The organism is Niastella sp. sgz303648, assembly GCF_059587045.1.
In genome coordinates, this window is the sequence record NZ_JCAPSW010000003.1 from 812,450 (window position 1) to 825,520 (window position 13,071).

Below are 13,071 nucleotides of genomic sequence, written 5' to 3' on the forward strand. Positions count from 1 at the left end.
GAATTAAAATGTTAGGTTCAATTTTGTGCCCAGCGTAAAGTTCACCAGGCTTTCTTCTTTCGAAAAGGCCATAGTGGCCGATATCAGCACCATATTGTAGGGCACGTAATAAAAGCCCCCGCCATATGCATTGTGCCAGCGTTTACTATCTTCACCCTTTAACCATACTCTTCCTATATCGTTAAATGCCACCAGACCCACCTGACCGGGAAATACATACGATTTGCTTTCGAACAACTTTATTCTGAATTCAAGGCTTCCGTATGCCTGCGAATTACCCGAAAAACGATTCTTTCTGAAGCCTCGTAAAAAGTTGTTGGCGCCTAATGTCATTGCCTGAAAGTATTCCAGTTTATTGCTGTATATTTTTCCGGCGCCAAGCCTCAGTACGGTTACCCATCTGGCCGGATAACTCAAACTGGCATATACGGTCATATCTGATTCGAGCTTTGTTAAGGGGGAGCTGTTTTTGGTAAGCGGTTGCAATTGGGTAAATGTAGTTACCCAGTTAATACCACGTGTGGGGAACAGTTCGTTGTTCAGGTTATTTACCTGTACGCCTGCTTTAAAACCCGCATATGATTTTACTGAATAAATCTGTGTTGAATCGAGGCCGACCAGAGAAGGCTTACCCAGAATATAATTTTTGTTATTGATGGGTTTGTTCCAGTAATGATAAAATGAAGGGCCGATAAACACACCCACTACGCTTGCCAATCTTTTTCTGAATAACACATCAGCTGCCACATCTTTATATCGCGCCCGGTAGTATTTAATGGTTGAATCGGTGTTAATAGTTGTGTTATTGCCAAAACCAAAAAAGTTGGTGAGGGCAGGATTCATCAGTTCGGAATTTATTATAACATCGGTTTTTTTAAAAACATCCATAAAAACGCCCCGGTAACGAACCTGGTAGGCCCGCTGCCCCAGGGCAAACAATGTTGAAAACCGCTGTTCACTTGAATAAGGTTTTTTACGCCATTCATAACGCCGGTACCATAAGCCAAAGCCAAGCATAAATCCGTCATCGGCATTGTATCCTATATTGATGCGCGGAAAATGGAAGATGTTATATTGAAATTCATTGAAGTCATAATTGTTTACCTGCGGATCGGTACTGAACCTTGGTTTTGTGCGTTGCCCTTTTTCAAGAAAATTCTTTTCACCTGAAAGATCGTAAATATAATTTTTGATGTTGCCGGTTATATGAAAGGTGTCATCGCCTTTGCCGCCGATTATGCGAATGAAGTTTTTTACAGGAGCGTTGGCGCTGATGTCGAATTTGTCGTTACCACGAAATCCGTATAAACGTATTTCCTTTGTTTTTGCGGGATCGAAAAGCCGGTCGTACATGATAAAGCTGGTGTCTTTATTTTTACGCGAAAGCACCTGCACCCTTATGTTTTTACCTTCGTTGAATACCTTAAAGTACTCGGTTTTATTGCTGCCTAAAATTGATACCTGTTTGGATAGAAAATCATAATACTTCATAGATTTTTTTTGCAGATCATTTCTGCGGCTGATCAGCTTGTCTATGGTTTCTTTACCATTGATTGCATAGATTTCAGGTGGCATTTGCTGCACTGCTTTTTTGATAGCAGTGTCGGGCAACTGATTAATAAAAACTTTGGTAACAGAGTCCCACTCTCTTTTGTCGATATCATCCATGAACAACCGGTCAAAATCTTTTGCCACGACCGATAAGTGATTTACGTCGTGTATTTTATACTGCAGCCCTTTTAAAAAGGGTAACCGTTTACGTGAAACATAAGCTACCAGTAATCCGTCTGAATGAAAGAAGGCCTGGTCGCGATCTTTCGGAATAGGATAATAAATTTTACCCCGGCCGGTATCCTGCACGCCCCATTTAAATTGGTCCATATGCCGGTCCCAGTCTGCTGCCAGCATATCGAGCAACCGCGCTTTTAGTACTTCTTTCTGCAGCACGCGTTTTTCATTGTCTTCGATCATGTTGTTAAAAACAGTTATCGAACTTTTGGTATCTGATCCATCCCACGAAGCATCTTTTTCTTCGAGCATGCACACTTTATTGGCAAATAGGGTACGGTAGGTACCAAAGTCGAGGTCGTCGGGCACCAGAAAAAATTCGGGTGTTGCATGGGGAATATGGGCCGCTGTTGCCAGCGATGCAATGGGCAGTGGGGCATAAGGATGCGCTGCAGAAATCATATCCTGTACAATTTCAGAAGCTACGGTGTTGCGCAGATTTTCGGGCAAGGCCAGTTCGGGGTCTTTATCAATCGTTCGTAACGACCATTCTTTACCATTTTTATCTTCAAGCGTTAACGATTTGGTTTGCTTGCCGCCTCCCATACTTTTTATTTTAAACCCTCCATGTTCTTCTTTCAGCCGAAAGACCTTTAATTTCACCGGCTTCGACCACACATCGCGGTAATTGTTACCAAGTATGAAGCGTTTTAATGCCGATGCATTTTTATATTGGTTACTGGCTGCTGAAACATAATAATCAGTATAGGGTGGTATTTGCAATTTGGCGGTATCCTTCGCCAGCGCCGGCAGCTTCGAAAAGTCGATTATATTTTTTGAAAATGATTCTGATGGTTTTTCGGTGTTAATGTCAACTACATAAAATTTGATGCGTACATTTTTATTCTTCGATACTTCAAGCACGGCAAACCCAATGGAATCTTTTGTGAACAATGATTTTTTACTGTCTTCAACGCGGCTGGTGTGGCAACCGCTGCCGCTTACAATATAAAACTGGCTACTGTCTTTGAGCAGTTGCAGGCTATGATCATGACCGGCAGCATAAATTAAATTAGGATGCAATTTTGCTTCGCTTTCAATATGTGCTACCATATTGGTATAAGCGGGGTAATTGATATCCTGCGGACTGCCGAACACACTGCGGCTGATGGGGTAAATTGAACCAATTACAGGAAGCGGTATGTACAGGTTCTTTTTCATGTCGGTGAAAGGGAAAATGTGCTGCTTCAATCCGAAATAACCGCCATGTATGCCATTGCTTCTGAAAGGATGGTGGCAGGCCAGTATAACCAGCTTATTATAATTTTTACGCAGCATTTCAGAAAGCTGTAGCATAAACTCACTTTCTGTTTTGCAGGGGCAATCCCATTCAATGCCTGGTTTGTCGTTTTTGTGTAAGAACCACTGGCTGTCGAAAACGATCATCACTACATCTTTACTAATGGGCACTTCTACCGGGCCGGGACAACCTTCGGATGGCACAAACTGCACGTTTTTTTCCTTCATCAGGTTCACATAGGCTTCCTGGCGCAACAGGGTTTCCCATCCATCCTGCCGGCCATTGGCCCAGTCGTGATTACCAGGAATAAGATAAACATGGGCCGGTGTATTGGCAGCAACGGCCATTTGTGAGTCGAGCACGGTGCGTGATAAAACAAATTTTATATTCGATTCATCGGGCAGACCCCACTGGTACAGGTTATCGCCCAGATAAACAATGGTTGTTTTTTTATCGGGAAGCAGATAGTTTCTTACAGCCGATGCAACGGGATGTTTGCCATTCACCAATGCGCCGCCATCGCCGATCAAAACGATCCGGGCTGTTACCGAATCATCTGTTTGGGCAAACAGGGTGCTGCCGGTTAAAAGAGCAAAGGCAATTAGAGCATATCTCATGATTTCATTTTCTTATTGTATTTAAAAAAAAGCAGGTTGGCTACTCCACGATCGGCTGATTCATTCGAAATAATCATATCGCCTGCGGGTGTAAAAGTAATTCCTTCGGGTTGTTTAAAAAGTTTTGAATCGATAGGGTAAGTTTTTTTAGGGTTGCCCTTACGGTCGGCTATAACCAGTAGTTTGTTAACCGACGACACAATGAACAATTCATCTGTAACCGGATTGATAGCGGCTGCAGATGGTTTGAATTTTATCTTTTTTTCGCCTATCATATTGGCGATTTCGCTAACATTGATAGAAGAAGAGTCATCGAAACTTTTATTCAGCAGGTTATAATAAAAAACGGTCAGTGCTTTCTTTTTATCTTCTTCACAGTCTTTACATATCATAGTGAGTTTAAACATATGCGGGTCGTAATACAGGATTTCAAATTCATTTCCCTGCCCGGGGAAAGATTGTAGCTGTTGTAAAACCTGGTTATGGTCGTTGAATGTAAAGGCAACGATATTGCCGTTGCTTTGCAGCACATAAAACACTTTATCGATCAGGGCCATGTCTTCATAATCGCCTTCGTTTGAAAATTTCCATTTTCGGATAGGTTTATGTGGTGTAAGCGGAATTTTATACAGCCAGCCAAATTCATCACCGATTGCAAATACGCTGGTATCTTTCTGATAGAAGGCCAGGCCTGATATTTCGTCCAGTTCAACCGGCAGCTTTATTAAAAAGGGTTTGGTTAAGTTATATCCGTCCGGACTTTTATAACTGGTATTGTTCGGTTGAGAGCAGTGGCTATTCACAAAAACAATAATGAGGCATATAATGCATAAATATCTGTAAAGCATAAACAAGGCATATGGCACATATTGTATCTTTCAAAATCTGGTGCCATACCAATGGCCCATAATGGTTTAATTGATTAGAAAAGGTAATCAGAGGCTATGTGTAGAAAAAGGTCTACAATGGAACGACCTGGCTTTGAAGCAACTTACATGTTGTAATACGGTACGCATAGGGTAACAATAAGGCAACCATACGGCATTGCCACGGAGCAACCCAGGAGCAAGGAGGGGGCAACCCAGTGGCAACCCGGGAGCATGTACGGGTGGCATATGGGAAAGATATAGAGTAGCGAGGGAGTTGCAACGGAGTAGCTATAGAGTAGCCCGGGAGTAACATCCCTATAAGTTCCCTATAAGTCTTCTATAAGTTCTCTCCAACTTTCCTATAACTCCTTTATAACTCTGCTATATGAACGTTTTTTATCCTGATCCTTCAGTTGCGGGCAACGCAAACATACCGGCCATGCAAAATGAGCCAGTGATGGGCTTTATGAATCAATTCGCGGGGTATGTGTTGAATAAGCTGCTTTTCGGTAGCCAAAGGGGTTTTGGCATTTACCGTAAGGCCAATACGGGCCGCTACGCGGAAAACATGGGTGTCTACCGCCATATTAGGCTGTTGGTCAACTACCGAGGTAATGACATTAGCCGTTTTTCTGCCCACGCCGGGCAGTTGTACCAACTCATCCACCGTAAGGGGAACCTGGCCATTAAACTGCTCAGTAAGCATTTTGGCCATCCCGATCAGGTGTTTCGTTTTGTTGTTGGGATATGAAATACTTTTTATCAGCGGGAACAGCTCATCAAAAGTTGCTTTTGATAATCTGCCTGCATCCGGATATTTTTCAAAAATAGCCGGCGTGGTCATGTTAACCCGTTTGTCGGTGCATTGTGCAGATAAAATTACCGCTACCAGTAGCTGGTAGGGATCATCGTACAACAATTCCGTTTCGGCATCGGGTGCATGATGCTGAAAATAATCAATGACAAACTGAAAGCGTTGTTTTCTCGTCATCCTATTAACAGAATGACTGCGAAATTAAGGGAGTGGATTAAATAGTAGCCCAAAGAATATAACTTATTAATTCACGGGCCTTCTCATAGGGAAGCTGGCCTGAAAGTGTTAAACTGTTGTTGCGATAGCCGTTTCGCGGGCGTATTGCAAAATGTTCAGAATAACTTCTGCTCTGGGAGATTCAACGATCCTGTCCAGGTTCTTGGCCGATGCTTTTAATACTTCTAATTTTTCGCGAAGCGTCCAGTCGTGCTCTAATGCAGCTTCAATGCTTGCATTCATCTCTGCAGAGGTTTCTTTGTACAAATAGCGTAAAAGGTCCTCCGGTGTAAAGAGAATAGTCATAGGCAAACCATTTATGTCCTTTAAATTTCCGAAAGAGTCAATTTCGGAGTCCGTCCGTGTAATAAAACGATATCTGGTTTCTCTTATTGTGCAGGAAATTGGATGGGAGTGCTGAAATCGGTGGAAAGGTAAAAAAAGGCGGTGAATGGTGCAATAGTAAGCGGGGAAACTATTTATTCAGGTAGTATGAACATTATTCGGATAGTATGAACAAATCCTCGTTGTCTTTTTTCATGCGATACTTTTCCCTTGCGTATTTTTCGAGCATGGCGGGGTTCTGCTTCAGATCGTCGAGCTCTTTTTTAGTGGCTTCGATCTGCTGAAGGTAGTAATCCCGACTTTGCTCAAGCTGCTGTAGTTCATGGCTGTGCTTAAAGTGGGTGGTAACGATGTCGCGGTCGTCGAAAAACAGCAACCATACCGAAAACACCAGCACGGTAATGAAGTATTTGTTTTTAAGCCAGGATGGTATGTTGCTAAGTAGCTTCAAATTTCAAATTCAATGTTACAGGTTGCAGGTTACAAGTTACAAGGTTTAAAGTATAATGTTTAAGGTTTAAGGTGGAACCCTGTTTTGGTTTCTACCTATACTTTAAACTACGCAAACTTTAAAAATTTAAGGTGTAAGGTTTAAGGCAGGAAGCTCAAAATGAGGGTTCTTACCTTAAACCTTATACCTTAAACATTGAACCTATTTACCAAATTTAATCTTTCCTTTGGGATAAACAGCGTTTTCACCCAGCATTTCTTCAATGCGGATCAACTGGTTATACTTAGCCAAACGATCGGTACGGCTTGCAGAACCGGTTTTAATTTGTCCGCAATTCAGGGCAACGGCCAGGTCGGCAATTGTTGTATCTTCTGTTTCACCGCTGCGGTGGCTCATGATTGAGGTGTATCCGCTGGTTTGCGCCAGTTGTACGGCGTTGATGGTTTCGGTAACAGTACCTATTTGATTAACTTTCACCAGAATACTGTTGGCAATACCTTTATTGATGCCTTCCTGTAAACGTTTTACGTTGGTTACAAACAGGTCGTCACCTACCAGCTGGCATTTTTTACCAACAGAATCGGTCAGTTTTTTCCAGCCATCCCAATCATCTTCGGCCATACCATCTTCAATAGAAACGATGGGATATTTATTAACCCATTCAGTCCAGTAAGCCACCATTTCATCGCTGCTGATGATTTTGCCTGAGCTTTTATAGAATTTGTAGGACTTTTTAGCCTCATCGAACATTTCGGTGCTGGCTGCGTCCATGGCAATTCCTATTTGTTCGCCTGCTTTGTAACCGGCAGCTTCAATAGCCAGCAACACGGTTTCAATTGCTTCTTCATTGCTTTGAATATCAGGAGCAAAGCCACCTTCGTCGCCCACATTGGTGCTGTAACCTTTCTTTTTAAGAACGGTTTTTAAGTGGTGAAATATTTCAACACCCCAGCGTAAACCTTCGCTGAATGAAGGCGCGCCTACAGGAACGATCATAAATTCCTGGAAATCAATTTTATTATCGGCATGCACACCACCATTCAGGATGTTCATGAGGGGCATGGGTAATACTGAGGCATTAACACCGCCGAGGTAGCGGTACAGGGGCAGGTTGCTTTCTTCGGCAGCTGCTTTTGCAACGGCCATCGAAACAGCCAGTGTGGCGTTAGCGCCCAGTTTGGCTTTGTTTTCGGTGCCATCGATCTTAATCAGCAGCTCATCGATATATGACTGCTTTACTACTTCAATACCAATCAGTTGATCAGCAATAATGTCGTTTACATTCTTTACAGCCTGTAAAACGCCTTTGCCCATGTAGGTTTTTTTATCACCGTCGCGCAGTTCAACAGCTTCGTGTTTACCGGTTGAAGCGCCGCTGGGAACGGCTGCCCTTCCTAAAAATCCGTTATCTGTAACTACATCTACTTCTACTGTGGGATTGCCGCGACTGTCTAAAATTTGCCGGGCATGAATTTCTGCAATGTAACTCATGATTGGTATTTTTTATTCTAAGTTTTAAGTACGTCCTTCTTTGTTCATGATGATCGCGGTATTTACCGGGATCGAAGGATCAGCGTGCAAAGAAACAAAGTTTGTGTTATAAAATTCTGATCAGAATTTTATTTTTAGTGCAGAGGGGCTGATAGTGGTCAGCTGTGAGCAAAAGAAAACCTGAGCTGTAACACAACCCGGTTTGGTATCAAAAATAAAATTTAAAGTAGCAAAAATTAAAACCTATCCGGCATTAGCCGTTAAACTTCTGAACACATCTTCAAGGCTTTGTCCACCAGTTTGAAGGGATACAATGTTCAGATTGTGCTGCAGGGCCAGTTCGAGCAACTGCCGTTTGGCCTCGGTTAAATCACTGCAAATGAGCTCCCACTCGCTGGTATTGATTTTATTAACCGATTGCACGGGGGGCAATCTTTGCAGCCACTCGGCTTCCAGCGTTTCTTTAAAGGTTACCCGTAATACATTATTGTTGACTGTCTGTGAACGCAGATTACTTAATTTGTCATTGGCCACCAGCTTACCCCGGTTGATGATGATCACCCGGTCGCAAATAGCTTCTACTTCCTGTAATATGTGTGATGAGAAAAGAACCGTTTTGTTTTGTCCCAGTTTTTTGATCACTTCTCTGATCTCAACGATCTGATTGGGATCCAAACCGGTGGTGGGTTCGTCGAGTATTAAAACTTCGGGATCGTGTATAAGGGCCGCCGCCAGACCAACACGTTGTTTATATCCTTTCGAAAGCTGGCCGATCTTTTTTTTGCTTTCCAAACTTAACCCCACTGTTTGAATAACGGCTTCAATGCGTTCTTTTTTTGATTTGGCAGGAACGTTATGAATGTCGGCAATAAACCCAAGGTATTCGCGCACATACTGATCGTAATACAGGGGATTGGCTTCGGGTAAATAACCAATAGTGGCTTTGGCGGCCAGGGGCTGTTTTTTTACCGGAATACCCGATACAATGGCTTCGCCTTCATCGGGCTGCAAATAGCCGGTAATGATTTTCATAGTGGTTGATTTACCAGCGCCATTGGGCCCCAGAAAGCCAACGATTTCGCCTTTATCAACTTTAAAGCTTATTTGATCTATAGCTTTTTGTTCGCCGTACAGTTTAGTAAGATTGCTAACTTCTATCGACATAATTTAATATGCTAATGTGCCAATTTGCTAATGTGCTAATGAAAATCAATGTGCAAATTAGCCAATTAGAAAATGTGCAAATGCGTTTTATTCGAAAACGCCTTTTTTATTTAAACACGCTCAAATTAAGCAGGCTCAAATTAGTGCATTTTTCATTTGCTAATTGGCACATTTTCAAATTTGCACATTGCCATTGCTATTTTCGAATCGGCCGTTCCGTAATACAGCAACCACCTGTTTTTAAAGTGAACAAGGCCTTCCACAAAACAAACCCGGTTCACCTGTCCGCTGATTTCGTATGGCTTGTCGGGTTTAATAAACCAGGTGTTCATCCGCTGCAATACCCGGGTGGGATCATTTTTGTCGAGCAGAATTTGCGAAGCGGCATAAGTGCCTTCGGGTAAACTGCTGTCACCGATAGCTGGAATATTACGGCTATTGTACAGCAACAGAATACCCTGGCCGGTTACCATAGCAGCCGGGCCCGGTTCAACCAGGTCGCTGTCGAACTTTTTTGGCCGCGGGCCGAACACTATTTTTATTTCGGGTATGTCTTTGGCGTAATGACGTAATTCTATAGCCGGTTTTTCGGTTCCCTGGTACAATACCGGCGTCCAGTTAATAAGGTCATCTGATGTAGCTGCCCAGATGTTTACATCGCCCCAGTACATCCAGTATTTACCATGAATTTTTACGGCGGTTATCTTTTCATTATCATAATTCGAAACAATAGATCCCGACTTTGACCAGGTGTTGAGGTATTTACCATTGAAGGCTTTGGCAAAGGCTGGTCCGTGTTTGGTCCATTTAAGCAGGTCTTTTGATGAAGCTACCATTAGCCGCGCCGTATGGCCATCATAAGCGGTGTAGGTCATAAACCAGGTGCCGCTGCTATCTTGTACAATGCGGGGGTCTTCGCAGCCTCCTTCCCATTCGTATTTTTTTTGGGCATCGGGGGCCGGAAAAAGAACCGGTGCGCCATAGCGGGTAAAATAAAAGCCATCGGTGCTTTCGGCTAATCCAATACGCGAGGTGCCGGCATATTTGCCAATTGAATCTTCGGCGCGGTACAACATATATACTTTACCGTTTTTTACAACAACTGCCGGATTAAATACATCTTTTTCTTCCCATTTAATTTTTTGCCGGCGAATAGGGCACATAAATTCACCATTACCGGCACCAAGAATGGGATTGACTGAATCGGCTTTTATAAATGGCAGCAGCGCCCAGTTGGGTTGAGGTGATTGTGTGTACAAACTGTCTTTATCAACCGAAGCCTGGTTGGCCGGTTGATTATTGCATGCAATGAATGCATACACGATGAGCAGGCAGGCAATCGATTTACTCATTTACAATGGGCGAAACCGCTTTTGTTAGCAAGTGCGCCTTGTGTAAATTTAAAGTAATTCAATGTAAATGGTTTGTTGCGCTGAGGCCAAAAGAAAACCCGGCGTGCACTGTGCCGGGTTTTGAGGGTTCGCGTTATCATCTTAAAAGCACGCTTTTTTGTGGCTACAGGTCATCGTATTCATATAATGGATCGATGTGTGTGCCTGCCTTCATTTCAAATACCGGTTTAATGATGCCGTCTTTTAATCCGTATACCCATCCGTGCAGGTCGGGCGAGCTGTTTTGCTTCCAGGCCCGTTGAATGATCGATGTTTTGGCCAGATTGTATACCTGCTCCTGCACATTTAATTCAACCAGCCGGTTGGTACGTGTTTCTTCATCTTTAATTATGTCAAGTTCGTCGCGATGTAAACGGTATACATCTTTTATGTTTCTCAGCCACATATTCAATACTGCTTTAAAATCATTTTGTGTGGCAGCCGCTTTAATACCGCCACAACCATAGTGGCCGCAAACAATAACATGTTTTACTTTCAGGTGATTTACCGCATAATCAAGCACACTCAATAAATTCACATCGGTGTTCACCACCATATTGGCAATGTTGCGGTGTACAAATATTTCGCCCGGTTGTGTACCGGTAATTTCATTGGCCGGTACACGGCTGTCGCTGCAACCGATCCATAAAAATTCGGGTGTTTGTATGCCGGATAATCGTCCGAAATATTCCGGATCGTCTTTTACTTTTTCTGAAGCCCATGCTTTATTTTCAAGCAATAATTTTTCGTACGATTGCATATGCGATCAATTTTAAATTCAGTGTAATAATATGGCAAAATGCTTAACGTAAAACGCTTAACGCTTAACGCAAAGCGCTTAATGCAAAATGCTTAACGCTTAACGCTCAATGCGCAAGGTAAGACACAACAATTAATTTGCTGTTAATATCCCCGGTCTTGTGCCTTGAGCCTTGTTTCTTGTGCCTTAAACTTCTTCTGACATGGCTTTTTCAGCCACCGGTTTTGCTTTAATAACAATATTGCTGCCGTTGGTTGAAAATCCCTGTTCTTTATGACTGCTTTTTTTCAACTCAACAGATATCCCTTTAAGGGGAGCGTGTTTTAAAAAGTCTTCAATAACTTCTACAATATCCTTATCAATGAAATCGGCACGGGCTGCATCAATAAGTACATAGGAGTTTTCGGGCACTTTTTCGAGCTTATTTTTAATGATCGGCTTATTCAGAAAAGAAACATCTTTGCGTAAACGGAACAAATATTTGTTGGCATCGTTTACCACCAATACTGCCGATCTGAAGTTGCTGCGAATCACAAAAAATAATCCAACGCCACAACCAATCAAAATACCTTTTAACAGGTCGGTAAGCAAAATTGCAACAATTGTTAATGCAAACGGTAAAAACTGATCCCATCCTTTTTTGTAGAACTTAACAAATAACGATGGCTTAGCCAGTTTATAACCTGTATAAATAAGAATAGCTGCCAGTGCCGAAAGCGGTATGCGGTTCAGCAATGCCGGAATAAATGCTACCGATAACAGCAGTAATATGCCATGAAAAATGGTCGACATTTTTGTTTTAGCGCCGCCATTGATGTTGGCCGATGTGCGCACAACCACCGATGTAAGTGGCAAACCGCCGATTAAGCCCGATACAATATTACCAACGCCCTGAGCCTTTAACTCACGGTTTGTTGGTGTTACCCGCTGATAGGGGTCAAGGTCATCGGCTGCTTCGATATTTAACAGGGTTTCCAAACTGGCTACAATAGCTATTGTAAGGCCTGTTGTTAAAACCGTAGGATTGAAAATATAACTGAAATCGGGCAGCGTAAAAAAAGATACAAAACCACTAAAAGAATCTGCTACAGGAATGTTCACCAGGTGCGATTGTTTAATGGCCATTCCGGGCGATGACGATTTTAAAGTTTCATTGATGGCAACTGCTGCAAGTACAACAATCAACGGTGCTGGTATCAGTTGCAATATTTTTGCTTTAGGGGCAATATATTTTTCCCATACAATTTGAATAAGCAGTGAAGCGATACCAATGAACAGGGCTGCTGGTATTAAATGCCTCAATGACCCAAAAAGACCGCTGAATGTATTGTCGCCATCTGACTGAAGAAACGATTCGTCGCCATCATAGTCGGCATCGTAACCAACCAGGTGCGGAAATTGTTTCAGAATCAGTATCAACCCTATGGCTGCCAGCATACCCTTAATTACACCCGAAGGAATATAATCGCCCAATATACCGGCTTTCAGAAAACCAAATATGATTTGAATAACGCCACCCACTACAACGGCCAGCAAAAAAGCCTCGTAAACGGGCAATTTGCCAATAGCCACCACTACAATGGCGGTCAATCCGGCGGCGGGTCCGCTAACACTCAATTGCGAGCCACTCAGGGCGCCGATAACAATACCGCCTACCATGCCGCCAATGATACCAGAAAATAACGGAGCGCCCGAGCCTAATGCTATGCCCAAACATAAAGGAAGAGCTACCAGAAAAACTACAATGGAAGCAGGGAGATCATTTCCCAATGAACCAATGTAATGGTTTACTTTTTTAACCATAATGAATAATTTATGAGCAGCAACTGGCTACCCGGGTGATAATAAGATGCAGGGTTGATATGTATTCGGATAGTGCCTTAACAATACACTATTGCCGGAATACAATTCATATCAGCAAGCAA

10 protein-coding genes are annotated in these 13,071 nt (G+C 42.8%); all 10 read right to left on the reverse strand.

The features are described from left to right. Positions 1 to 3: 3 nt before the first annotated feature. Positions 4 to 3,645, reverse strand: coding sequence for a BamA/TamA family outer membrane protein (locus AC59IL_RS12365; protein WP_496552436.1), 3,642 nt, complete (start codon positions 3,643 to 3,645; stop codon positions 4 to 6). After that, on the reverse strand, positions 3,642 to 4,448 hold the full coding sequence (locus AC59IL_RS12370) for an SdiA-regulated domain-containing protein (RefSeq protein WP_496552437.1): 807 nt from the start codon (positions 4,446 to 4,448) through the stop codon (positions 3,642 to 3,644). The genes AC59IL_RS12365 and AC59IL_RS12370 overlap by 4 nt, the downstream gene beginning before the upstream one ends. Positions 4,449 to 4,923: 475 nt before the next feature. After that, positions 4,924 to 5,505: an endonuclease III gene (gene nth / locus AC59IL_RS12375; protein WP_496552438.1), complete on the reverse strand. Its 582-nt coding sequence runs from the start codon at positions 5,503 to 5,505 to the stop codon at positions 4,924 to 4,926. Positions 5,506 to 5,613: 108 nt separating this feature from the next. Beyond that, the gene (locus AC59IL_RS12380; protein WP_496552439.1) at positions 5,614 to 5,850 is read right to left on the reverse strand and encodes a hypothetical protein; all 237 of its coding nucleotides are present in this window, start codon (positions 5,848 to 5,850) and stop codon (positions 5,614 to 5,616) included. A 193-nt stretch (positions 5,851 to 6,043) separates the two neighbouring features. After that, complete coding sequence (locus AC59IL_RS12385) at positions 6,044 to 6,340, reverse strand: FtsB family cell division protein (protein WP_496552440.1); 297 nt, start codon at positions 6,338 to 6,340, stop codon at positions 6,044 to 6,046. A gap of 201 nt (positions 6,341 to 6,541) precedes the next feature. Continuing rightward, complete coding sequence (eno, locus tag AC59IL_RS12390; protein WP_496552441.1) at positions 6,542 to 7,831, reverse strand: phosphopyruvate hydratase; 1,290 nt, start codon at positions 7,829 to 7,831, stop codon at positions 6,542 to 6,544. A 243-nt stretch (positions 7,832 to 8,074) separates the two neighbouring features. Continuing rightward, on the reverse strand, positions 8,075 to 8,995 hold the full coding sequence (gldA, locus tag AC59IL_RS12395; protein WP_496552442.1) for a gliding motility-associated ABC transporter ATP-binding subunit GldA: 921 nt from the start codon (positions 8,993 to 8,995) through the stop codon (positions 8,075 to 8,077). 152 nt (positions 8,996 to 9,147) lie between these two features. After that, complete coding sequence (locus AC59IL_RS12400) at positions 9,148 to 10,347, reverse strand: glycoside hydrolase family 130 protein (protein ID WP_496552443.1); 1,200 nt, start codon at positions 10,345 to 10,347, stop codon at positions 9,148 to 9,150. 163 nt (positions 10,348 to 10,510) lie between these two features. After that, positions 10,511 to 11,146 carry a carbonic anhydrase gene (locus tag AC59IL_RS12405; protein ID WP_496552444.1) on the reverse strand — a complete coding sequence of 212 codons (636 nt, stop codon included), beginning with the start codon at positions 11,144 to 11,146 and terminating at the stop codon, positions 10,511 to 10,513. Positions 11,147 to 11,332: 186 nt separating this feature from the next. Then, positions 11,333 to 12,949: a SulP family inorganic anion transporter gene (locus tag AC59IL_RS12410; RefSeq protein WP_496552445.1), complete on the reverse strand. Its 1,617-nt coding sequence runs from the start codon at positions 12,947 to 12,949 to the stop codon at positions 11,333 to 11,335. Positions 12,950 to 13,071 lie beyond the last annotated feature (122 nt).

Coding starts and splice junctions, on each gene's coding strand:
- AC59IL_RS12410 (WP_496552445.1), bottom strand. CDS start 12,949: ATGGTTAAAAAAGTAAACCATTACATTGGTTCATTGGGAAATGATCTC.
- AC59IL_RS12365 (WP_496552436.1), bottom strand. CDS start 3,645: ATGAGATATGCTCTAATTGCCTTTGCTCTTTTAACCGGCAGCACCCTG.
- eno (WP_496552441.1), bottom strand. CDS start 7,831: ATGAGTTACATTGCAGAAATTCATGCCCGGCAAATTTTAGACAGTCGC.
- nth (WP_496552438.1), bottom strand. CDS start 5,505: ATGACGAGAAAACAACGCTTTCAGTTTGTCATTGATTATTTTCAGCAT.
- AC59IL_RS12400 (WP_496552443.1), bottom strand. CDS start 10,347: ATGAGTAAATCGATTGCCTGCCTGCTCATCGTGTATGCATTCATTGCA.
- AC59IL_RS12405 (WP_496552444.1), bottom strand. CDS start 11,146: ATGCAATCGTACGAAAAATTATTGCTTGAAAATAAAGCATGGGCTTCA.
- AC59IL_RS12380 (WP_496552439.1), bottom strand. CDS start 5,850: ATGACTATTCTCTTTACACCGGAGGACCTTTTACGCTATTTGTACAAA.
- gldA (WP_496552442.1), bottom strand. CDS start 8,995: ATGTCGATAGAAGTTAGCAATCTTACTAAACTGTACGGCGAACAAAAA.